General features: G+C 64.5%; 20 protein-coding genes. 10 read left to right on the forward strand and 10 right to left on the reverse strand.

All coding sequences use genetic code 11. The features are described 5' to 3' along the window. Positions 1-30: 30 nt before the first annotated feature. The 5 genes from PBR20603_RS10210 to dctP all read right to left on the reverse strand — a co-directional run bounded on the left by PBR20603_RS10210 (position 31) and on the right by dctP (position 5,557). The gene (locus PBR20603_RS10210; RefSeq protein ID WP_150559656.1) at positions 31-831 is read right to left on the reverse strand and encodes an enoyl-CoA hydratase/isomerase family protein; all 801 of its coding nucleotides are present in this window, start codon (positions 829-831) and stop codon (positions 31-33) included. A 66-nt stretch (positions 832-897) separates the two neighbouring features. Then, the gene (locus PBR20603_RS10215; RefSeq protein ID WP_246174527.1) at positions 898-2,475 is read right to left on the reverse strand and encodes a malonyl-CoA decarboxylase domain-containing protein; all 1,578 of its coding nucleotides are present in this window, start codon (positions 2,473-2,475) and stop codon (positions 898-900) included. A 108-nt stretch (positions 2,476-2,583) separates the two neighbouring features. After that, positions 2,584-3,927, reverse strand: a complete 1,344-nt coding sequence (locus PBR20603_RS10220) for a TRAP transporter large permease (protein ID WP_150559424.1) — start codon at positions 3,925-3,927, stop codon at positions 2,584-2,586. Further along, complete coding sequence (locus PBR20603_RS10225; protein ID WP_150559425.1) at positions 3,924-4,514, reverse strand: TRAP transporter small permease; 591 nt, start codon at positions 4,512-4,514, stop codon at positions 3,924-3,926. Before PBR20603_RS10225 ends, PBR20603_RS10220 begins: the two co-directional genes overlap by 4 nt. After that, positions 4,511-5,557, reverse strand: coding sequence for a TRAP transporter substrate-binding protein DctP (gene dctP, locus PBR20603_RS10230; protein ID WP_150559426.1), 1,047 nt, complete (start codon positions 5,555-5,557; stop codon positions 4,511-4,513). The genes PBR20603_RS10225 and dctP overlap by 4 nt, the downstream gene beginning before the upstream one ends. 341 nt (positions 5,558-5,898) lie before the next feature. On the opposite strand from dctP, the gene PBR20603_RS10235 reads away from it, so the two are divergent. Next, positions 5,899-6,570 carry a GntR family transcriptional regulator gene (locus PBR20603_RS10235; RefSeq protein ID WP_150559427.1) on the forward strand — a complete coding sequence of 224 codons (672 nt, stop codon included), beginning with the start codon at positions 5,899-5,901 and terminating at the stop codon, positions 6,568-6,570. A 162-nt stretch (positions 6,571-6,732) separates the two neighbouring features. Here PBR20603_RS10235 and lgt read toward each other — a convergent pair whose 3' ends face one another. Both lgt and PBR20603_RS10245 read right to left on the reverse strand, forming a co-directional pair. Further along, on the reverse strand, positions 6,733-7,623 hold the full coding sequence (gene lgt / locus PBR20603_RS10240; RefSeq protein WP_150559428.1) for a prolipoprotein diacylglyceryl transferase: 891 nt from the start codon (positions 7,621-7,623) through the stop codon (positions 6,733-6,735). 203 nt (positions 7,624-7,826) lie between these two features. Further along, the gene (locus PBR20603_RS10245) at positions 7,827-8,792 is read right to left on the reverse strand and encodes a LysR family transcriptional regulator (protein ID WP_150559429.1); all 966 of its coding nucleotides are present in this window, start codon (positions 8,790-8,792) and stop codon (positions 7,827-7,829) included. 198 nt (positions 8,793-8,990) lie between these two features. Here PBR20603_RS10245 and ilvD (PBR20603_RS10250) point away from each other — a divergent pair, with 198 nt between their 5' ends. The 7 genes from ilvD (PBR20603_RS10250) to PBR20603_RS10280 all read left to right on the forward strand — a co-directional run bounded on the left by ilvD (PBR20603_RS10250) (position 8,991) and on the right by PBR20603_RS10280 (position 18,396). Beyond that, positions 8,991-10,859, forward strand: a complete 1,869-nt coding sequence (gene ilvD, locus PBR20603_RS10250; RefSeq protein ID WP_150559430.1) for a dihydroxy-acid dehydratase — start codon at positions 8,991-8,993, stop codon at positions 10,857-10,859. A 271-nt stretch (positions 10,860-11,130) separates the two neighbouring features. Further along, positions 11,131-12,804 carry a dihydroxy-acid dehydratase gene (gene ilvD / locus PBR20603_RS10255; protein ID WP_150559431.1) on the forward strand — a complete coding sequence of 558 codons (1,674 nt, stop codon included), beginning with the start codon at positions 11,131-11,133 and terminating at the stop codon, positions 12,802-12,804. Between the two features lie 206 nt (positions 12,805-13,010). Beyond that, entirely contained in the window at positions 13,011-13,328 is a 318-nt protein-coding gene (locus PBR20603_RS10260; RefSeq protein ID WP_246174529.1) for a phosphoethanolamine transferase CptA, read from the forward strand. Further along, on the forward strand, positions 13,325-14,374 hold the full coding sequence (gene mdtN, locus PBR20603_RS10265; RefSeq protein ID WP_150559432.1) for a multidrug transporter subunit MdtN: 1,050 nt from the start codon (positions 13,325-13,327) through the stop codon (positions 14,372-14,374). The genes PBR20603_RS10260 and mdtN overlap by 4 nt, the downstream gene beginning before the upstream one ends. Then, the gene (locus PBR20603_RS10270) at positions 14,355-16,361 is read left to right on the forward strand and encodes an FUSC family protein (protein ID WP_150559433.1); all 2,007 of its coding nucleotides are present in this window, start codon (positions 14,355-14,357) and stop codon (positions 16,359-16,361) included. The genes mdtN and PBR20603_RS10270 overlap by 20 nt, the downstream gene beginning before the upstream one ends. Then, the gene (locus PBR20603_RS10275; RefSeq protein WP_150559434.1) at positions 16,348-17,916 is read left to right on the forward strand and encodes a TolC family protein; all 1,569 of its coding nucleotides are present in this window, start codon (positions 16,348-16,350) and stop codon (positions 17,914-17,916) included. The genes PBR20603_RS10270 and PBR20603_RS10275 overlap by 14 nt, the downstream gene beginning before the upstream one ends. A 108-nt stretch (positions 17,917-18,024) precedes the next feature. After that, complete coding sequence (locus PBR20603_RS10280) at positions 18,025-18,396, forward strand: c-type cytochrome (RefSeq protein WP_246174531.1); 372 nt, start codon at positions 18,025-18,027, stop codon at positions 18,394-18,396. A 60-nt stretch (positions 18,397-18,456) separates the two neighbouring features. Here PBR20603_RS10280 and PBR20603_RS10285 read toward each other — a convergent pair whose 3' ends face one another. Genes PBR20603_RS10285 through PBR20603_RS10295 form a run of 3 tightly spaced genes read right to left on the reverse strand, consistent with a single transcriptional unit; the run spans position 18,457 to position 20,743 of the window. Continuing rightward, positions 18,457-18,816, reverse strand: coding sequence for a DUF2486 family protein (locus tag PBR20603_RS10285; protein WP_174977869.1), 360 nt, complete (start codon positions 18,814-18,816; stop codon positions 18,457-18,459). Between the two features lie 2 nt (positions 18,817-18,818). Next, a complete protein-coding gene (locus PBR20603_RS10290) occupies positions 18,819-19,235 on the reverse strand; it encodes a DNA polymerase III subunit chi (RefSeq protein WP_150559436.1) in 417 nt (138 codons plus the stop codon). Further along, on the reverse strand, positions 19,232-20,743 hold the full coding sequence (locus PBR20603_RS10295) for a leucyl aminopeptidase (RefSeq protein WP_150559437.1): 1,512 nt from the start codon (positions 20,741-20,743) through the stop codon (positions 19,232-19,234). Before PBR20603_RS10295 ends, PBR20603_RS10290 begins: the two co-directional genes overlap by 4 nt. Positions 20,744-20,834: 91 nt before the next feature. Here PBR20603_RS10295 and lptF point away from each other — a divergent pair, with 91 nt between their 5' ends. Continuing rightward, on the forward strand, positions 20,835-21,962 hold the full coding sequence (lptF, locus tag PBR20603_RS10300) for an LPS export ABC transporter permease LptF (RefSeq protein ID WP_150559438.1): 1,128 nt from the start codon (positions 20,835-20,837) through the stop codon (positions 21,960-21,962). Beyond that, positions 21,962-23,101, forward strand: coding sequence for an LPS export ABC transporter permease LptG (gene lptG / locus PBR20603_RS10305; protein WP_150559439.1), 1,140 nt, complete (start codon positions 21,962-21,964; stop codon positions 23,099-23,101). Before lptF ends, lptG begins: the two co-directional genes overlap by 1 nt. The last annotated feature ends 10 nt before the right edge of the window (positions 23,102-23,111 follow it).

Raw genomic sequence — 23,111 nt, forward strand, 5'->3', positions numbered from 1 at the left:
GAAATCGGAAACACCAGGGAGCGTCGGCACTCAGCGCCCCCGGAAATCGGGCGGCCGCTTCTCAAGGAACGCGGCTACGCCCTCGCGGTGATCATGCGAGTCCCAGTACGAGAAAGCCTTCTGCCATTCGGCCTCGGACAATGGCGCTACGGCCGGCGCCAGCCGGGTGATCAACCACTTGTTCAGTTGAGCGGCGAGCGGTGCACCGGCGGCCAGCCGCCGGGCACAAGTGTAGCCCGCTTCTTCCACCGCCTCGTCGGCGACCACACGCGTGAGCAGGCCTTTCTCGCGGGCTTCCGCGGCGCCGAAGACTCGTCCTTCTAGCAGGATCTCAAGCGTGGCAGCGCGTCCCGCCAGCGCCAGCACGCCGCGCAGTTCGCCGGGCGCCATCGGAAAGCCGAGCTTGTTGATCGGCACGCCGAACCTCGCGCCTTCCCCGGCGATACGCAAATCGCAATGCGCGGCGATCTCCAGGCCGCCGCCCACGCAGACCCCTTCGATCAGCGCAACGCTCGGATGCCGGCAACGCGACAACGCCTCGAGCGTCGGCCCGATCACCTCGCCGTGATAGCGGCGCAGCGTATCGTAGCTGCCGCGCTCGACCGGAAACTCCTCGATATCGGCGCCGGCGGCAAAGTTGCCTTGTGCCCCGCGAATGACGATGGCTCGCACACGGGCGTCTTCGTCAAGTGCCTGCAAATGCGCGCGTAACGCGCGCCACATCGCCACCGAAATGGCGTTGAGCTTGGCGGGATTCGATAGCGTCAGTGTGACCCACCCCTCGTCAAGCGAACTGTCGTCGCGCAGAACTTCACTCACACCTGTCTCCATGATGATGATGGGCGTTCGCGGCCGCTTCGGCACCGGGCGTCATGTGCGTCATGTGCGTCATGGTGCTCAGAGCAAGCGCGATACGGCGCGTCCGAGCGCCGGTTCGCCGTCGATGAGGCGTTGCAGGTTGGCGTCGAGCTCGTCGGGCTCGTAGAGATAGTTGACCATCATGCCGCACGACTGCTTCGCGCCTTTCTTCGAGAGGTCCGCATGCCAGTTGATGCGCTCCACGCGCGCGCCATTGCCCAGGTGGAATCGCGCGACCGGATCTCGCGGCTGTCCGCGCACGGTTTCGCGCGCCAGATAGCGGGCAGCCAGTGCCTCGCCAAGACTTCGCTGCAGCGCCTGCACGCCTTTGCGCTCCGGCGATGTCTGCAGCCACACCATCATCTGCGCTCCCGAGGCGTGCGAAGGCAGCGACGCCTCCTGCGCCAGCAGCTTCAGCCGCTTGGGGCCGAGTGCCTCGGCGAGCGCTGGCGCAGACAGTTGCCTGAGCCAGTCGTTAAAGCCGGGGATGGGGGAGAGGGTCGCGAAGTTGCGCAGCTTCGGGAAATCGACTTGCAGTTCGTCGATCACGCGCTTGAGCAGGAAGTTGCCGAAGCTCACGCCGCGCAGTCCCGGCTGCGTGTTCGAGATCGAATAGAAGATGGCCCAGCGCACGCGGCGCAAATCCTCCAGCGGCGCCTGCTCGTCGAGCAGCGAATGCACGTCGGCCGCCATGTCGGGGACGAAGGCCACTTCGACAAAGATCAACGGTTCGCGCGGCATCCGGGGGTGGAAGAACGCATAACACCGCCGGTCGGAATCGAGCCGGTTGCGCAAGTCGGCCCACGACGAAATCTCGTGCACCGCCTCGTAGCGCATGAGTTTCTCGAGCAGCGACGCGGGCGAATCCCACGTAATCGGATGCAGCTCCAGCAAGCCGACGTCGAACCACGTCGAGAAGAGACTGCCGAGATCGTCTTCAAGCGCCGCGAGGCCGGGCAGCGCCGCCCGATGGTGCAGCATGTCCGAGCGCCAGCGCACGAGGAACGGCAGGCCGTCGGGCAATGCGTTGAAGCGCTTGAGAAACCGCACGCGTTCACTGCCGAGCGCACCTGCCAGTCCACTGGCGGCACGCTTGGCGCTGGTGCCGTCGCCATTCTTGCCCGCCTCGGCACCCGCATTGCCGTGGTTCGCACAGATATCGGCCACGACCGTGAGCAGCGCCAATTGCGCTTCGGGCGACGCCGCAACGTACCGCGTCATGAAGTCGCGGGCGGCCTCGTTAGCGGCAGAGTCGGTCAAACGCGCCGCCAGGCATTGCGTCAACTGCCGCCGCAACGCGCTTTCCGTTCGCGAGGACAGTTTCGCCGGGGCCCCCTTGCCGTCCCCCTTGCCCTCCCCCTTATCACCCTTGTCACCTTTGCCATCCTTCGGGCCGCCGCCCTGCCCGCCCGTCTTGCCTGCGCCACGCCCGAACCACTGCCCCAGCCGCTCACCCAACGACGGCTTCGGCGACGGCACGGGTGCGCTGACATCGGCAACGCGCTCGGGCGCACTTCGTTCAGGCGAACTGGACGACGCCGACAACGACGACGATGACGATTCGGCCGTCATCGATGCAGACGGACTCAGCGAAACGGGAATGGACATGGCTGACATGATCGGCTCATCCTTCATGGCTTCCTCTCTCATGGCTTTAGTTCACGAAGCTCGTGCATGGTGCGCCCCACGCCCAGACGAAGGGTGCCCGAACGTCACCGGCCATGCTCACCCCATCAGTTGGTCCGGCAGCCACAGCGACAAGCCGGGCAGCATACAGATGAGAACGACGGCCACCACCATCAGCACCACGAACGGCATTACGCCCCACACGATGTCGCGCAACGCAATATCGGGCGCCGTATTCTTGATAACGAATATGTTGAGACCCACCGGCGGATGAATCAACCCCAGTTCCATGACAATCGTCATGACCACGCCGAACCACACCAGATCGAAACCCGCGGCCCGCAGCGGCGGCAGAATGATCGGCGCCGTCATCAGAATAATGCTCACCGGCGGCAAAAAGAAGCCAAGCACGACGACCATCAGCAAGATGGCGGCAAGCAGCACCCAGCGCGACAGATGCAGCCCCACGATCCACTGCGCGGCCGACTGGCTGATGTGCAGATAGCTCATCACGTAGGAATAGAGCAGCGACATGCCGATGATGAACATGAGCATGGTCGATTCGCGCAACGTGCCGGTCAGAATCGGGGCAAGCTGACGCGGCTTCCACATCCGGTAGATCACGGCGATGAGCGCGAGCGCCAGCAATCCGCCAAGGCCGGCCGTCTCCGACGGCGTGGCATACCCGCCATAGAGCGCCGCCATGACACCGATGAGCAGCGTTACGAACGGCAGCACGCGCGGCAACAGCGCCAGCTTTTCGCGCATCGTCGCCGGCGGCTCGTTCGGGAACGGCGACGGCGTGCCGTCGCGTGCGAGGGCTAATTGCGCGCGCCCGTACTCCTTCCGGTAGCGCCATGCGGCATAGCACGAGAACAACCCCACCAGCAGCAACGCGGGCACGATCCCCGCGAGGAACAGACGCCCGAGCGACTGTTCCGCCGCCACCGCATAGAGGATCATCGTGATCGACGGTGGAAGCAAAATACCGAGCGTGCCGCCTGCGGCGATGATCCCGGCGGCGAACCCCGGCGAATAGCCCCGTTGGCGCATCTCCGGAATCCCGGCGCTGCCAATGGCAGAGCACGTTGCCGGGCTCGAGCCGGCCATCGCGGCGAACAGCCCGCATGCGAAGACGTTGGCGATGCCGAGCCCCCCCGGAATCCGTCGCATCCAGGCATGCAGCGCCAGATACAGGTCCTGCCCCGCGCGCGACTTGCCGATGGCCGCGCCCTTCAGGATGAAGAGCGGGATCGACAGCAGCGTAATACTGGCCATCTCCTCGTAGACGTTTTGCGTGATGGTGTCGAGCGACGACGCCGGCATGAAGCCGAACATGAACGCCACCGCCACGGCCCCAAGCGCGAATGCGATGGGCATGCCCGAGAACATGGCGACGAGCGTAGCGCCGCCATAGAGCAATCCGATGCCGAGTTCGCTCATGCGTGTTCTCCCGTGCGATCCGATGCGAGCGGCGTATCACGGCCCGGCGTTTTCCCCATCTCGCAAGCGCCGATCGCCACTTGCAGCAGCAGTTGCACCGTAAGCAACGTCATGCCGAACGCCATCAACCCGTAGGGAATCGACAGCGGCGGCCCCCATGTCGAACTGCTGGTCTGGCCGTCGACATAGGCTTCCCAGAACAGCGTCCACGATTTCCAGGCGAAGAAGCCGCAGAACGCGAACGTGACAATGTCCACGAGCCATCGCCGCACCCGGTTCACGCGCGGCGAAAGCAACGTCGTCACGGCTTCGATGCCAATGTGCCCGCGCAAGTGCTGCACGTGAGCGGCAGAGACAAAGGTTGCCCCCACCAGCAGAAACACGGCGGCTTCGTCCTGCCAGTCGGTGGCGAGCTTGAGCACGTGCCGCGCGAACACGCTGTAACTCAGCACCAATGCGGCGCCGACCAACGCCAGCATGCACACGATCATGAGCAGGCGGCTCACGCCCTGCAACAGGGCGTCGAGCCGCCGCAACACGCGAGTGCGCGCCTGCGCTGGCTCCGCGCTCACGACGGCCCCGCTCATGCAGGCACCTTTTCGGCGAGCGCGAGCAGCTTCGCGCACGTGTCCGACTTGCTCGCGTAGTCCTTCCACGCGGTGCGCCGGGCAATGTCACGCCACTTCATCACCGTCGCCTCGTCGAGGTCATAGACCTTCGCGCCAGCCTTGGTGTAGACGCTGGCGATCTGCGCATCGTCGGCCTTGGCGGCTTCCGTGCCGAACGACTCCAGCTCGGCCCCCACTTGCAGAATCACCTGCTGCTGATCCTTGGGCAGCTTGTCGAAGATCTGCTTGGACATGAGCAGCGGTTCGAGCATGAACCAGTACGACTTGTTGCGTCCCGTGGTCAGATGCTTCGACACCTCTTCAAGACGGAACGACATCAGACTCGTCGACGACGTCATCGCCGCATCCATCGCCCCTGTCTGCATGGCTGCATAGAGTTCGTTCGACGGCAGCGAGATGACGGCCGCGCCGGCCTCCTTGAGCATCATGTCCATCTCGCGACTGCCGCCGCGCACCTTGAGGCCCTTGGCGTCTTCCGGCGCAACGAGCGGCTTGGCGCGGCTCGCGACACCGCCCGCCTGCCAGACCCAGCTCACCATCACGATGTTCTTCTCGGCGAGCACGTCCGTGAGTACCTTGCCGATCTCGCCATTGCGCCAGGCGGTGCCCTGCGCATAAGACGTCACGAGCCCCGGCATCAGGCCGATATTGAGTTCGCGGACTTCCCCGCCCGCATAGGGCAGCGGATAAAGCGAAAGATCGAGTGCCCCGCGGCGCAGCGCGGAGAACTGCGCATTGGTCTTCATGAGCGAGCTGCCCGGATAGACCTGAAACCTGAGCGCACCCCCGGTGCGTTTCTCGACCTCTTGCGCGAACTTGCGGCATAGCCGGTCGCGGAAATCGCCCTCGGTGAGAGTGCCGCCGGGGAACTGATGGGAAATCTTGAGCGGGCCCGACTGCGCAAATGCGCCGCCCCAAGGGCTGGCCAGACCGCCGGTGACGAGTGCCGAAGCGGCACCCAGCATGAGTTGCCGCCGCAGCGGGGAAAGGGTTGTCTCCATGGCGTCTCCTGTCACTTCTGTCAGTGATGGACCAGCGAAGCCCGGTGCCTGACATCGCCCGGCACGCGTCGCAAGACACGCCCCGGGTGCACCACCGGTTCGCCGGCACTGCATGTACGGATGACTGCTTTGATTTTTTGTGTTTCGAGTGCGCGAGTTGCCGCTCTCGGATTGAAATCGTATAGTCAATCCATCACGGTGTATACAAATCGGCCCCGTAAAAAATACATTTTTGGCGTTTACCCCGATCTTCAACGCGGGGTTCACGCGGTACTTTGGCAACGATGGCCCCCATTTCAGCCCCGTTTGACGGGGTTGGCACACGACCGAGCGAGAGCGTCATGACCGTAAAACCGAAGCGATCGGAAGCGCTGCGACAGGCGATCGAAGAGAAGATTGCCGTGGGCGAGTACCCGCCCGGCATGCGGCTCGACGAAGTGGAACTGGCGAGCGCGTTCGGCGTGTCGCGCACGCCGCTGCGCGAGGCATTGATTCAGTTGGCGTCGTCGGGCGTGATCGAGATACGCCCCCGGCGAGGCGCGGTCGTCGCGCAGATCGATCCCCAGCGGCTATGCGAAATGTTCGAGGTGATGGCCGAACTGGAATCGATGTGCGCAAGGCTGGCCGCACGCCGCATCACCGAAGACGAACTGGCTGAACTGCGCGAGACACACGAAGCGAGCCGGGCGGCCGCCGAGACGCGAGACATCGACACGTATTACGAAGTCAACGCGCGCTTTCATGCGCTGATCTATCAGGCCAGTCACAACACCTACCTGCAGGAAACGGCGCTGCAACTGCACCGCCGGCTGCGCGTCTATCGCCGTCTGCAACTGCGTGTGCGCGATCGGCCGCACCAGTCGTTCGCCGAGCATGACGCCGTGTTTCGCGCCATCGAAGCGGGGGATGCCGATGCGGCATCGGAACGCCTTCGCGGCCATGTCACGGTGCAGGGAGCACGCTTCGCCGATCTGATGGCGTCATTACGAGCGCTGGAGCGCAAGGCAAGCTGAGCGATCCTCGTCCCCCGCCCCCCAAGCAAAAAGGGCTGAGCCCTGTGCAGTACAGAACTCAGCCCTTGCCGACGTAACTTACCCGTCCAACTTTACGGGGTCAGTTCACAACCTCCGGCGGCCCTTTGCATTGCAGGCTGTGACACGGCGCCTGCCGACACCTCAGACGTGAGACGTCACCGGCCGGCGGCGATACGACCACACGAGCATGATCACGCCCGCCACGACCATCGGCAGCGACAGCCATTGGCCCATCGACAGCCCGAACGAGAGCAAACCGAGGAAGGCGTCGGGCTCGCGTGTGAATTCGGCGAGGAAACGGAACGCGCCGTAACCGACCAGGAACATGCCAGACACCGCACCGACCGGACGCGCACGCCGCGAGAAGCACCACAGCAGCAGGAACAGGGCCACGCCTTCGAGTGCGACCTCGAACAACTGCGACGGATAACGCGGCAGTCCGTGGAATTGCGCGAACACCATCGCCATCGCCTGATCGGCCATGGCTTGCGGATGCGCCATCGCCCATTGGGCATCCTCAACCGCCGCTTGCGGGAAGAGCATCGCGAAACGCGAGTCGGGCGACGTCACTCGTCCCCACAACTCACCGTTGATGAAGTTGCCCAGACGGCCGGCGGCGAGCCCCAGCGGAATCATCGGCGCGATGAGGTCGGTGCCTTCGAGCAGCGAATGCCCGCGACGGCGCGTGAACAGCCACATGGCGACGAGCACGCCGAGGAAACCGCCGTGGAACGACATGCCGCCTTCCCACACCTTGAAAATGTCGAGCGGGTTCGCCAGATAGAACGACAGCTTGTAGAAAATCACATAGCCCAGACGTCCGCCGAGAATCACGCCGAGTACGCCATAGAACAACATGTCGTCGAGATCCTGCGCCTTCCAGCCTTGCGCGGCAATGGAGGGCTGACGCACGCGCAGCCGCCCCACGAGAAGGAACAGGATGAAGCCGACCAGGTACATCAGGCCGTACCAGCGGATGGCGAGCGGGCCGAGATGAATCGCGACCGGGTCGAATTGAGGATGAATCAGCATGGATCAAAAGAATCGATTCGTGAACAAAAGTTCCGTCAGCCCGATGGCAACACGGTCAATGCAAAACCTTGCCGCCATCACGTGACACACCAGTCATTGCCGGCTCATGGGAGACCGGCCCGGCATGCCGTGGGATGGGCAGCACAATACCACGAGCGCCCGGCGGTGCGGCAGGCGGACGCCGGGCATTGCCATGCGGCCAGTCAGGTCGACAGCGTCGCCCCCGGCGGCGTGTGCGCCACGCTCCGCGCCGTCTCGAGAAAGCCTTCGAGCACCGGCGTGACTTCCGCGGTACGCCAAAGCAAGCCCGTCTCGATCAGCGTGCTCGTCTCGCGCAGCGCACGATAGGTCACCCCGGTGCGCCGCAGGTGACATAGCGACTGCGGCACCAGCGCTACCCCCATGCCCGCAGACACCAGACTCACGATGGTCTGCATCTGAATCGCCTCTTGCCCCACGCGTGGCGTGAGGCCAAGCGCGGCATAGCATCCCATGATGATGTCGTAGAACGCCGGCGCCACACGACGCGGGAAGATGACAAGCGGCTCGTCGGCAAAGTCGGCCAGACTTACTGGCTCCCCCGGCTCACCTGGCTCACCCGGCTCACCCGACCGATCGTGCTGACCGTCGGGATCGCCCCCGCGACCGGCGGGCAGTGCCAGCATCAGCGGCTCTCGCATGATGGGCAGATACGAGAGTTCATTGGCGTAACGCGCGGGCACAGGCGGAATGAACAGACCCGCGTCGATGCGGCCGTCCATCAGCGCTTCGACCTGCACGTCGCTGGTGGCTTCGAGCAGTTGCAGGCGCACCCGCGGGTAGCGCTCGCCGAACTCGCGCAGCAGCGGCGGCAGAATGCCGTAGTCCGCCGTCGAGACGAAACCCAGCGAGAGCGTTCCCACCTCGCCGTGCGCCAGGCCCTGGGCGAGTGCGGGCAGTGCGTCAGCGTCCGCCAGAATGCGCCGCACCTCGGGCAGCAGTTGCCGGCCGACGGCCGTGAGCTCGACCGACCGGTTGGTCCGCACGAACAACGGTGCGCCCAGCGACGCCTCCAATGCCCGGATCTGCTGCGAAAGCGGCGGCTGCGTCATCGACAGACGCTGGGCGGCGCGTCCGAAATGACGCTCTTCGGCCACCGCGACGAAGTACCGAAATTGACGGAGATCCATGATATGTTTTTCGACTTAATCCGAGTCAAATAATATATTTGACAAGCATTCAAGGAAAGACGAATCTTGACGTCCGGCCGACACTGGCGCGAGCGCGGCGTTGGCGGCGTTGCCCGCGAGCGCGCGAATCCAGTCTGAATAAAGCCTGGCGGCCCCGAATTTCGTTCATCCCACAAGCACAGCGTTTCAGAGACGACCATGCCTCAATACCGTTCCCGCACCTCGACCCACGGCCGCAACATGGCCGGCGCCCGCGCCCTGTGGCGTGCCACCGGCATGAAAGACGACGACTTCGGCAAGCCGATCATCGCCGTGGTGAACTCCTTCACGCAGTTCGTACCGGGTCACGTTCACCTGCGCGATCTGGGCGCCATCGTGGCCAAGGAGATCGAGGCGGCCGGCGGCGTGGCCAAGGAATTCAACACCATTGCCGTGGACGACGGCATCGCCATGGGTCACGGCGGCATGCTGTACTCGTTGCCGTCGCGTGAGCTGATCGCCGACTCGGTGGAATACATGGTCAACGCGCACTGCGCCGACGCCATGGTCTGCATCTCCAACTGCGACAAGATCACCCCGGGCATGCTCATGGCCGCAATGCGCCTGAACATTCCGGTCGTGTTCGTCTCGGGTGGCCCGATGGAAGCGGGCAAGGTCAAGTCGGGCGACGGTCAGGTGATCGCCAAGATCGACCTGATCGATGCCATGATCAAGGCTGCCGATCCGAAGGTGAGCGACGCCGAAGTTGCCGAAGTCGAACGCAGCGCCTGCCCGACGTGCGGTTCGTGCTCGGGCATGTTCACCGCCAACTCGATGAACTGCCTGACCGAAGCCATCGGTCTCGCCCTGCCGGGCAATGGCACCATCGTCGCCACGCACGCCTGGCGCCGCGGGTTGTTCGAACAAGCCGGCCGCCTCGTGGTCGATCTGTGCCGCCGTTACTATCAGGAAGACGATCTCTCGGTCCTGCCGCGCAACGTCGCCACCAAGGCTGCCTTCGAGAACGCCATGGCGCTCGACGTCGCCATGGGCGGCTCGACCAACACGGTGCTGCACTTGCTTGCCGCCGCCCAGGAAGCGGGTGTCGACTTCACGATGTCCGACATCGATCGCATCTCGCGCAAGGTGCCGTGCCTGTGCAAGGCCGCACCGGCGACCGACAAGTACCACATCGAGGACGTGCATCGCGCGGGCGGCATCATCGGTATTCTGGGTGAACTCGCGCGCGGCGGTCTGCTCGACACGTCCTGCGGCAACGTACACAGTGGCACGCTCGGCGAGGCGATCGCCAAGTGGGACGTGGCCGGCGACGCGGGCGACAAGGCACACACGTTCTACAGCGCCGCCCCCGGTGGCGTGCCCACGACCATCGCGTTCAGCCAGTCGTCGACCTACCCGGCGCTCGACCTGAACCGCGAAACCGGTTGCATCCGCGACAAGGAACATGCCTATACGAAGGACGGCGGTCTGGCCGTGCTGTACGGCAACCTCGCCGAGAAGGGCTGCATCGTGAAGACGGCAGGTGTGGACGAATCGCAATGGGTCTTCACCGGCCGTGCCCGCGTGTTCGAGAGCCAGGACGACGCCGTCGAAGGCATTCTGGGTGACAAGGTGCAGCCGGGCGACGTGGTCGTGATCCGCTACGAAGGTCCGAAGGGCGGCCCGGGCATGCAGGAAATGCTGTACCCGACGTCGTACCTGAAGTCGAAGGGGCTGGGCAAGACCTGCGCCCTGTTCACGGATGGCCGCTTCTCGGGCGGTTCGTCGGGTCTGGTGATCGGCCACGCCTCGCCGGAAGCGGCGGAAGGCGGCACCATTGGCCTAGTCGAAGACGGCGACGTGATCGAGATCGACATCACCCAGCGCAAGATGCATCTGGCCGTGTCCGACGAAGAACTGGCTCGCCGCCGCGCCGCCATGGAAGCCCGTGGCGACAAGGCATGGCAGCCGGTGGATCGTCAGCGCGTGGTCTCGCAGGCGCTGCAGGCTTATGCGGCACTGGCCACCTCGGCCGACCGCGGCGCCGTGCGCGACCTGTCGCAACTGAAGCTGGGCAAGCGCGGCTGATCCTTCGGGCTGATCCTTCGGGCTGATCGTTCGGGCTGATCGTTCGATTGGCAGCGCCACGTCTGAACGGGAGCGGCGGCACGCAGGATGGAATGACCGGCCGCTCCCGCGCAAGATTCGCAATGCAGTGACGTCGCAGTCCAGCAGCAATGACACCCGGCGGTGTGGTCGGATTTCCCCTCATGCCGCCAGCATGACAGCGTGATACAACAACGTTTGTGCGCAACGCTGCGGTCGCCGGTGGCGTGGCACATCCCCACAGGAGACCGTCATGGCATTCAACCGTCGTTCGCGAAATGTCACGCAAGGCGTGGCGCGCTCGCCCAATCGCTCGATGTACTACGCGCTGGGCTACAAGGAAGAAGACTTCGACAATCCGATGATCGGCGTGGCCAACGGCCACTCGACGATCACCCCGTGCAACGCGGGGCTGCAACGTCTCGCCGATGCTGCGGTCGACGCCATCAAGACCCATCAGGCCAATCCGCAGACCTTCGGCACCCCCACCATTTCCGACGGCATGTCGATGGGCACGGAGGGCATGAAGTACTCGCTCGTCTCGCGCGAAGTCATCGCCGACTGTATCGAGACTGCCGTGCAGGGGCAGTGGATGGATGGCGTGGTCGTGATCGGTGGCTGCGACAAGAACATGCCGGGCGGCATGATCGCACTGGCCCGCATCAATGTGCCGGGCATCTACGTCTACGGCGGCACCATCAAGCCCGGCCACTGGAAAGGCAAGGATCTCACCATCGTCTCGTCGTTCGAGGCCGTAGGCGAATTCACGGCCGGCCGCATGACCGAGGCCGATTTCAAGGGCATCGAGCAGAACGCCTGTCCGTCGACAGGTTCCTGCGGCGGCATGTACACGGCCAACACGATGAGTTCGTCGTTCGAGGCGCTGGGCATGTCGCTGCTGTATTCGTCGACGATGGCCAATCCCGATCAGGAAAAGGTCGACTCTGCCGCCGAATCGGCACGTGTACTGATCGAGGCCGTCAAAAAAGACATCAAGCCGCGTGACATCATCACGCGCAAGTCCATCGAGAACGCCGTGGCACTCATCATGGCCACGGGCGGCTCCACCAACGCCGTGCTGCACTATCTCGCCATCGCGCACGCCGCCGATGTCGAATGGAGCATCGAGGACTTCGAACGCATTCGGGCGCGCGTGCCGGTCATCTGCGACCTGAAGCCGTCGGGCAAGTATGTGGCGACGGATCTGCACAAGGCAGGCGGCATTCCGCAAGTGCTCAAGATTCTGCTCGATGCCGGTCTGCTGCACGGCGACTGCCTGACGATCACCGGCAGCACCATCGCCGAAGCACTGAAGGACGTGCCGTCGGTGCCGCGCGCCGATCAACACGTCATCTTCCCGATCGACCGCGCACTCTACAAGGAAGGCCATCTCGCGATCCTCAAGGGCAATCTGGCCGAGGATGGCGCCGTGGCGAAAATCACCGGCCTGAAAAATCCGGTCATCACGGGCCCGGCGCGCGTGTTCGACGACGAGCAAAGCGCGATGGACGCGATCCTCACCGACAAGATCCAATCGGGCGACATCCTCGTGCTGCGCTATCTCGGCCCGAAGGGGGGGCCAGGCATGCCGGAGATGCTCGCCCCGACCTCGGCCATCATCGGCAAGGGACTGGGCGAAACGGTCGGCTTCATCACCGACGGCCGGTTCTCGGGCGGCACATGGGGCATGGTGGTCGGACACGTTGCACCGGAAGCGTTCGTCGGCGGCACCATTGCCCTCGTGCACGAAGGCGACTCGATCACCATCGACGCACACAAGCTGCTGCTGCAACTGAATGTGCCGGATGACGAACTCGCGCGCCGTCGCGCTGCGTGGAAAGCCCCGGCACCTCGATACACGCGAGGGGTGCTGGCGAAGTACGCGGCGCTGGCCCAACCGGCCAACAAGGGCGGCGCAACGGGCTGATTCCGAGCACGCCGCGTATGACGGCACGTCCTGCCCGCAAGGGCAGACGTGCCGTTTTTCATGCGTGGCTCACAGACACGGAACGCGCTACAATCCGCGCATTCGGGCCGGGGGTCCGTCGGCTCAGGTCTCGTCACCGGACGGCACCTCAACACCTCCACGCCTCCATGCACCTTTGCGCATTTTCTCTGACGTGAAGTGTTCTTATGCCGCATAAGCCGACCGCACCGGCCCGCCCGAAGCCGAGCAAATTCCGCGCGACATACTGGGCGGCTTTGGCCCTGGGCCCCCCATTGCAGGGATGCACGCTGCATGGCGCTCCCGCCCGCGAGATCTTCGGCGCGTACTTCCCTCTCTGGCTTCTGGGCGGCGTCATCGGCCTGTTCGCCGCGTTGCTCGCGCATCGCATCGGCGTTGCAATGCGATGGACACAAATCGTGCCCCTCCAACTCTGCGTCTGTTTGTCGATCGGTGTCACGGTGGCGGTACTCGTCTGGCTCGCGGGAACAGGACAGTTGCTATGAAAATGGCCGGCAAAAGCAAAGCCCCGCTCAAAGGGCGCCCGATCGCGCTGGCGATCATTCTGGTCGGCGTCATCGTCGCCGGCTACGCGTACTACCGCTCGTCCCAGTTCCCCTCGACAGATGACGCGGCCATCGATGCCGACGTCGTCCACGTCGCGACACCCGTTGGCGGGCGCATCGTCAGGCTCGCGGTGCAGGAGAACCAGCGCGTCGCCAAGGGCGACATCCTGTACGAAATCGACCCCGTTCCCTATCGCCTCGTGCTCGCGCAGGCGCAAGCCGATCTCGCGCTGGCACGCGCCTCACTCGACACACGGCAGAAGACCATCTACAACGAGCAGGCCAACGCCTCGATTGCTGACGACCAGACCGGCAAAGCGATGCATAACTACGCGCTCGCGACCCGCAATGTCGAGCGGCTGGCACCGCTTGCCGCCAAAGGCTACGTGCCTCAACAGCAACTCGATCAGGCCCAAGTCGCACAGCGCGACGCCGAACTCTCGGTGAAGCAGGCGAAGGCGCAGAAGGCGGCCAGCGCCCAGAGCGTCGGCGACGAAGCGGGCGCACTGGCCACCGTCCGTGCGCGCGAAGCCGCTGTCGCACTTGCGCAGCACAACCTCGACGATACGGTTGTGCGCGCCCCGCAGAACGGTTACGTGACGGGCCTTTCTGTACTCGCCGGAGAAACCGTCGCACCGAGCCAGTCGCTCTTTACGCTGGTGCATGCGGACGAATGGTTTGCCGTCGCCAACTTCCGCGAAGGTGCGCTGTCGCATATCCAGGTCGACGATTGTGCGACCGTCTACTCGATGATCGACCGAAGTCAGGCGATCACCGGCAAGGTCGTTGGCATCGGCGCAGGCATCTCCGACGCCGGGCGCATCAACCTGCCGCGCACACTGCCGATTGTCCAGTCGTCGGTGAATTGGGTACGCGTTGCGCAGCGCTTCCCGGTGCGCGTTCAACTCAATGAGCCAGCCGAGCGGCTAGTGCGGGTCGGCGCCAGCGCAGTCGTGGAGATCAGACATGGCGCCGCCTGCCGGTGATCTGCGGCGTCCCGGGCTCGACGATCTGCGGAAGTGGCTCGCGCCATTTCCAGGACGAGCCGCTACGGCAACCCGGGTCGCACTCATCTGCGCGCTGACGACGCTCGTCACCGCCGCATACGGCACGCCCGAGGCCGCGCTCTCGGCCTATGTGGTCTTTTTCCTGATCCGTCCCGACCGTGTCACGAGCATCGTTACCAGCGCGGCGATGCTCGTGCTGGTGAGCATTATCATCGGCTTCGTGCTGTTGGTAGCAACGCTCGTACTGGACGACCCCATGGCGCGGGTCGCTTCCATCGCGGGGCTATCGGCAGCGCTGTTGTTCATCACGTCCGCCAGCAAGCTGCGCCCGGTCGGCGCGATTATCGCGATGATCGTCGGATTCGCGCTCGACAAGCTCGGCAGCGTGCCGCTCGGAGAGGTTGCCACGCGCGCACTGCTGTATGCGTGGCTGATGGTCGCCATCCCGATTGGCGCCGCCGTCTGCGTGCAACTTGCCGTCGGCCCCTCGCCGCGCAAGCTCGCAGGCAACGAACTCGCGAAACGCCTGCGACTCGCAGCCCGTATGCTGCGCGATCCGGATACCCCCCGCGATGCGCTCGACGCCTGCCTGAGTGCGGGTGACGAAGCGCTCGGCAAGTGGCTCAAAGTCTCGGTTCTCGAAGGCTCGTCGGCACGCGCTGACGCTGCGGCGTTGCGGCAGGCCGCGTCGGCCACGTTCGCCGTTCTGGTGGCCGCCGATCTGATCGGCCGGGAGCGTGGCGCCCGGCTGCCGGCCGCGTTTCTCGAACCGCTGGCGAGTACGATTGAGCGCATGGCGCAAATGCTCGAGGCTGGGGGCTACCCGGTCGACATCGAACTGTCGCTACCGCCATCCGATAGGCTCGCACCACTGGCGCGCGTGGCCGTCAGCGATCTGAGCAACGCGATCAAAGGCTTCGCCGTGGTGACGCAGGAGGCCGCCCCTGAGGTCAAACCGCAGGCGCACGGCGGTTTCTTCCTTCCCGACGCATTCTCCAATCCGGACCACGTCCGGTACGCGCTCAAAACCACGGTAGCCGCCATGATCTGCTACCTGCTGTACTCGCTGCTGGACTGGCCCGGCATTCATACCTGTTTCATCACCGTCTATATCGTGTCGCTGGGCACGACCGCCGAAACCGTTGAAAAGCTGATGCTGCGCATCGCCGGATGTCTCGCCGGCGCGCTGGCGGGCACGGCGATGATCGTGTTCGTGATGCCCACGCTCACCACGATTACCGGTCTGCTCAGTGTTGTCGCCATCGGCACGTGGCTGTCGGCGTGGATCGCGTTTGGCTCGCCGCGCATCGGATACGCTGGCTTCCAGATCGCGTTCGCCTTCCTCCTGTGTGTGGTGCAAGGCCCCGCGCCTGCGTTCGATCTGACGATTGCACGTGATCGCACCATCGGTATCCTGCTGGGCAATGTCGTCGTCTATCTGATCTTCACCCGGGTGTGGCCCGTGAGCGTCGCCGCGCGTGTCGATGCCGGACTTCCCGAGTTGCGGCAACGCTGGGCAACCTTGACGGCGATTTCCTCCGCCAGCCTCCGGCGCGCACAAGCCGCAGGGGCAATGGCCCGTCGCAGCGCGCTGCAAGACGACATTGCGCTGACGCACTACGAACCGTCCTGGGTGCGTCCTGCGGCGCGCTGGAAGGTGGCGCGCAAGCGGGCGCTGGCAGAACTCCAGGCGCTCGAAGGACCGATGGTCTTGCTCGCCGAACGGCATCCCGGCGACACCGGCATCGACGCCTGGTTAAGGCGACTTGACGTCGACGGCGGCGGACTCGGCAGCCCGGCGACACGCCACGCGCCTGCCGCCCTCGTTGAAGCATCTGGCTCATCGCCCGCCGATCAGGAGCGTCTGTCGTTGCTGATGCTTGGCGACTCGCGCCTTACCCAACTCGACCATGCCGCGCGTGACGATGACGTGGCGAAGGAGCGTGTTCCTCATGCGCCGGCTTGATCCGCCCGCCGTCTTCACGATCACGGCAATGCTGACGTTGTCCGCTCTGGCGGGATGTGCAACGTCGTCGCTCGACATGGCACCCGAGCAGCCGGATCGTCCCTGGCAACCTCGCACGGATGCATCCGGCGCGATCCAGCCCGGTGCACCGGTGCTGGCCAGCACCTATCGCGGCACCGATCGCGGCACCGATCGCGGCACACATCGAGGCAACTACCGGCTGCCCGCCAACCCTGCCCTTGCCGCCGTGTCGCCACCGCCACCACTGGAGCAGGACCACGCCTACACATTGCCCGAGCTCATCGACCTCGCGGAATCGTCGAACCCCGCCACACGGATCGCCTGGAACGATGCGCGTAACGCCGCATTGGTCGCAGGCGTCGCGAAAAGCGCCTACCTGCCGCAACTGTCGTTAAGCGCGATGGGCCAGTATGCCGCCGCCCACGATTCGACATCCAGCGTGCTGGGCGATTCGTCTGCCAGTGCTTCCACGCACGGACTCACGTCGGTGGTCGCGCTGCAATGGCTGTTGTTCGATTTCGGCGGACGGGCCGCACGCGTGGAAGCGGCATCCCAGGCATCGGTGATCGCGAACATCGGGTTCACGGCGGCCCATCAGCAGGTGGTGTACGACGTCAGTGTCGCCTTTTACACGTATCAGGCGGTGCGTGCGCGTGTCGTGACGGCCGAGCAAGGGCTTGAGAATGCGGGCGCCGTGGTGGACGCCGCCAAGTCGCGATACCGCCGCGGCATCGGCACCGTGATCGAAGTGGCGCAATCGAACCAGAACTACGCTCAGGCGAAGCTGGCACTGGTTCAGGCGCAAGGCGCACAAAGCAATACCTATCTGACGCTGATTTCCGCAATGGGCATCTCGCCGTTGTCGAAACCGAAGATTGCCGACATGCCGGTGCGCGCGCTCTCGCCCGCGCTGCGCCAGCCGGTCGAACAGATCGTTTCGTCCGCGATTGCGCGACGGCCGGATGTTCTGAGCGCCTATGCAGCGCAACGCGCAAACCTCGCGAAGATTCAGGCGGCAGAGTCGGAGTTCAAGCCCAAGGTTTTCCTGGCGGCGTCCGGCGTCTACAACACCGGCAGTTCCTCTCTGTCGGCCGTGCCCGCCATTGGCCAGCAATTGCCGACCGTCAACCTGAGCGGCGGGCGCTACGGCGGCAGCGTCATTGTCGGCATCTCGATCCCGCTCTATGATGGCGGCCTGCGCTCGGCAGCACTCGCACAAGCGCGAAATGACGCGGACAGCGCGAGTACCCGGCTCGAGCGCAGTCGTGAGGAGGCCGTGCGGCAAATCGTCGGGGCGCAGAACATGCTTCAAACCAGTCTGACAGCGCATGAAGCCGCGAAAGAATTGCTCACCGCAGCGCAGACGACCTACGACGCGGCATTCGACGCCTACAGACACGGCGTCGGCTCCGTGACCGATGCCCTGCTCGCCCAGAATCAATTGCTGATCGCGAAGAACGCGTACGCGGACAGCTACAGCAATGCGCTATCTGCGGCGGCCTCGCTGGCACTCGCCACAGGGGCCATCGACTAGCTCGCCGGCTTCGTTCGGCGACCGTCGGCAGTCACGTCCCGGCGGCCGTCGGACAAATGCTATATTGCTGCCACACTTCACCAACCAGTCTTCGGATACGGGTGTCCAATGAGGGAATTTGCGGGCATATCTGCCAGTGCGATGATCGGTGCGTGGCTGATGTTTGCGGCAAGCGGTGCGGTCGCGCAGACGAACGCACCCGCCGCCCACGACGCGTCGGACGCGCGCGCAATGGAGAAGCTCGCGCGCGAGCGGAATTGCATGACGTGCCATGCCACCGACCGTACGCTGCTCGCTCCGTCCTACCGGGATATCGCCAAGCGCTACGCAGGACAGACAGGTGCGGCCGCCGAGATCGCGCGTTCCATTGCTGACGGCAGCCGTGGCAAGTGGGGGAGCATTCCAATGCCCGCCAGCCCTCAGGTCGCCCCGGAAGAGGCAACCCGTCTGGCACGCTGGATTCTCGGGATGGCGCGCTAACCCAACCTCTCAGTCGATGGCCGGCGGTCGTGACCGTTGCGTCACGGCACGTCCAACACCCTACCCTTGCGAGCGGACCTGTTTCGCGACCTCTTCGATAACGGCTTGCCGGATACGGTCCGGCAATTGCACCTGCAAGGCGTCGGCGACCTGTTTGCCGATCAGTTGCACCAGCCATGCGGTCTGGTCGATCAGCGCGTCGTGACAGCGGCGCTCCACCATCGTTGTGATTTCATCGGCCAGTTGCAGCGTGAGCCGGGCGCTCACACGTTCCGCAAAGACGGCGACGTCGGCCGGCACTCCCTGTTCAACCGCTGAGGCAGCCGGGCTGGCACGCAGCGGCGCCGTGGTCTCGCCGGGCGCGAGCACTTCGGTCAGCGTGGGAATGCCGGGATCGGTGCGCTCGGGCTCGTTCGTCACGGTCAGCCTCTCTGGTCGTAGTTGTTCAGGGTGTAGCCGCGATCGCGGTAGAAGCGATAGCGCTCGCGGGCACCGGACAACTCGTCCGGCGTATCGCCCACGATCTCAACCACCCGTTCGAAGCGGGCAAAGTGTGTTGGCACACCCGCCGCCAGATTGAGCAGCACCTGATGATGCTGGGCCTCCTCGTCGGGGGCGGCCAGCACAACCGGAGTCTGTGCAGCGAGCGGGTCGCGGGTGAAGCAGTGCGGCACGAATTCCAGCGGCGAGAACGTCCACAGCGCCTGATCGAACGCACGCAGCACGTCGGGTTCGCCGACGACCACGAGCGTCTGCCCGGCCCCATAGACCTTGCGCGCGAACCGGCAAGCGTATTCGAGCCGGTTCGCCACATGCGTGTGAAAGTCGACGCGGGTCACCGGGCTTCGCGATCGATCAGGAACTGTGTGAGCAGCGGCACCGGACGGCCCGTCGCGCCCTTGGCGGCACCGCTCTTCCATGCCGTACCGGCGATGTCGAGGTGCGCCCATTCATACTTCTCGGCGAAGCGTGCCAGGAAGCAGGCGGCGGTCACACTGCCCGCCGGACGCCCGCCGATGTTCGCCATATCGGCGAAGTTCGACTTGAGCTGCTCCTGATACTCGTCCTCGACCGGCAGACGCCACGCCGTGTCGCCCGTTGCCCGGCCTGCGGCGAGGAGCTCGTCGGCAAGCGTGTCGCTCTTGGAGAAGAGGCCCGAGTTCACGTGGCCGAGCGCAATGATGCAGGCACCCGTCAGCGTGGCAACGTCGATCACCGCAGCCGGCTTGAAGCGTTCCGCGTAGGTAAGCGCGTCGCACAGAATCAGGCGGCCTTCGGCGTCGGTGTTGAGCACTTCGATGGTCTTTCCGGACATACTGGTGACCACGTCACCCGGCTTCGTCGCCTGACCGTTCGGCATATTTTCCGTCGCCGGCACGATGGCGATGACGTTGAGCTTCAAGCCCATCTCGGCAACCGCGCGGATCGTGCCGAGCACCGAACCGGCGCCGCACATGTCGTACTTCATCTCGTCCATGCCCTCGCCCGGCTTGAGCGAGATGCCGCCCGAGTCGAAGGTCACGCCCTTGCCGACCAGCACGATCGGCGCCTGCTTGGCGCCACCGCCCTCATACTTGAGGACGATGAATCGCGGCGGTTGCACCGAGCCACGCGCGACCGACAGGAACGATCCCATCTTGAGCGCTTCGATTTGCTTCGGCCCAAGGATTTCGGACTTGAGCTTGAATTCGCGGGCGAGCTTCTGCGCCTCATCGGCCAGATACGTCGGGGTGCACACGTTACCCGGCAGGTTGCCGAGATCCTTGGTAAGCGCCATGCCGTTGGCAATGGCTTCGCCACGCTTGGCCGCGAGCTTGGCGGCCTTCAGGTCTTCCGGGGCGACGGCGAAACAGACCTTGCGCAGCACGATGGTGGCCGGCTCGGCCTTGCTCTTCATCTGCGTGAAGCGGTAGGTGGCCTCGCGCAGGGCGAGCACCGAAGCGCGCACGGCCCAGGCGATGTCCTGCTTGGCGACCTTGGCTTGCGGCAGCGTCCAGATGGCGTCGGCCGCGCGCGAGGCGAGCACCGTGCGCACGGCGGCACTGGTGGCTTCGTTGAAACCCTTCTGTGTCAACTGGTCCTCAGGGCCCAGGCCGACGAACAGCACACGGGCCGGACTCCATCCAGCGACTTCGTGCAGCATCAGCGTGCTGCCGAGTTTGCCGTTGAGCTCGCCCCGTTTGACCATGCGTGCGAGCAAGCCCTTGCTCGCGATGTCGAGCGCCTTGGCCAGCCCGGCAAGCGGCTGCTGCTCGAACACGCCAACTACCAGACACTCCGTCTTTGCGTTGGCAAGGTCGGCCTGGCCCGCCTTGGTCGAATCGAAGGCTTTTGTGCTAAAGTCCATCGCGCTTTCCTCGGGTAAAATTCGTACGAGCCGCAATTATCCGCTTTTTTCCGCGCTCGCCCAACCGCGAGAGCACCCCAATCGTCATCTCATGATTTTTCAGCGTTCCCTGCAGCGCGAGCTGAACTACACCGCCGGGGCCGTCTTCATGGTGCTGATCACCGTCATGCTCACCACCATGATGATCCGCATCCTGGGCTTTGCCGCGTCGGGGAAAGCCGATCCGCGCGACGTCCTCGTGCTCATCGGCCTGGCCGTGATCGGCTACCTCGCCGTCATTCTGATCGTGACGCTGTTCGTCTCGATCCTGTTCGTCCTCACCCGCTGGTACCGCGACTCCGAGATGGTCGTGTGGTTTGCCTCGGGCCTGTCGATCACCAACTTCGTCAAGCCGGTGCTGCGCTTTGCCGCGCCCTATCTGGCCGTCATCACGTTCTGCGCGCTGGTCGCCTGGCCATGGGCGAATCAGCAGATCGCCGCCCTCGAAGCTCGCTTTGCCCAGCGCGACGATGTCTCGATGATCTCGCCGGGCCAGTTCCGCGAGAGTGCTGCGAGCCACCGGGTGTTCTTCGTCGAGTCGGTCTCGCCGGACGCAACCAAGGTCCATAACGTCTTCGTCTCCGGCACCGAGAACGGCAAGGTCAACGTGATCGTCTCGAAAGACGGTCACATCGAGACGGCCAAAGACGGCAACCGCTATATAGTGCTCGAGAAGGGCCGCCGCTACGACGGGGTGCCCGGCCAGCCCAATTACCGGGTGATGGAATTCGAGCGCTATGGCGTGAAGATCGACAATCCGACAGCGGTCAGCACCGACAACACCCCGACCAAGGGGGTACCGACCACGCGACTGTTCCGAGAAATCCAGAATCCCATTTTCCGTGGCGAGATCGTCTGGCGTATCGGCCTGCCGCTGCTCGCGCTCTCGCTCGTGCTGCTCGCGGTGCCGCTCGCCTATCAGAACCCGCGCCACGGACGCACCATCAATCTGGTCATGGCCGTGCTGATCTACCTCGGGTACACCAATCTGTTGAGCCTGTCGCAAGCGTATGTCGCGCAGGAGCGCTTACCGCTGGCCATCGGCGTCTGGCTGCTGCACGCGCTGGCCATCGGCGTGATCGTGCTGCTCTACCTGCGCCGCGTGCGATTCCGCGGACTGTTCGGCCGCCGCCGTAACGCCGGGTCCGGCGCGATGCGTGCATCGGGAGGCGCCCGCTGATGCGCATCTACGAGAAATATTTCGCGCGTCAGATCTATCTGGCGTTCCTGTTCGTGCTGCTCGCGTTCGTCGGTCTGTTCGTCTTCTTCGATCTCGTGAGCGAACTGGGCGATGTCGGCCGAGGCGGCTACCGCTTCCAGCATGCCCTCGCCTATGTGCTGCTTTTCGCCCCGCAGCGCATGTACGAAATCATTCCGGTCGCCTCGCTCATCGCCGCCATCTATGTCTGTGCGCAACTAGCGGGTAACTCGGAATTCACCATCTTCCGCGTCTCGGGACTCTCGACCGGACAGGCGCTGCGCTCGCTGCTGAAAATCGGCTTCCCGATCGTGATGATCACCTTCGTCATCGGGGAGTACGTGGCGCCGAATGCCGAGCAGCTCGCGCAGAAGATTCGTCTCGAGGCGTTGGGCAGTTCGGTTTCGGCCGGTTTTCGCTCCGGGGTCTGGGTCAAGGACACCGTCGATCAGGAGGGCTCGCGCGTCACCCGCTTCATCAACGTGGGTACGCTCAACCCCGATAACACCATCGCCAACGTCCGCATCTACGAGTTCGATGACGCGCTGCGGCTCGACAGCGTACGGCTGGCGAAGCTCGGGCAGTTCGACGCACCGAATTTCTGGAAGCTGACGGATGTGTCCGAGACGGTCTTCAGCGCCACGGACGACGCCACGGCCAGCAACGACCCGCTGCGCGCACTGGTCCAGAGCAAGCAGGTGCACATCGATACGGTGCAGATGCGCTCGGAGCTGACGCCGCAGATTCTGTCCGTGTTGATGGTCTCGCCGGACAACATGGCCATCGGCAGTCTGTACCGGTATATCGGCCACCTGAAGGAAAACCAGCAGAACACCGACCGCTACAACCTCGCGCTCTGGCAGAAGCTCCTGTATCCGTTTGCTGTCTTCGTGATGATGGCGCTGGCGCTGCCGTTCGCCTATCTGCACGCGCGGGCGGGTGCCATCGGCCTGAAGGTGTTCGGCGGGATCATGCTCGGCATGAGCTTCCAGTTGCTCAACAACCTGTTCTCGCATCTGGGCCTGCTCAACACGTGGCCGGCGTGGTTCACGGCGGCGTTGCCATCGTTGCTCTATCTGGTGCTCGCTATCGCGGCGTTGCGCTGGGTGGACAAACACTGAGGTGCCGACC

It is taken from the genome of Pandoraea bronchicola, from assembly GCF_902459805.1.
In the GTDB taxonomy this organism is placed as follows: domain Bacteria; phylum Pseudomonadota; class Gammaproteobacteria; order Burkholderiales; family Burkholderiaceae; genus Pandoraea; species Pandoraea bronchicola.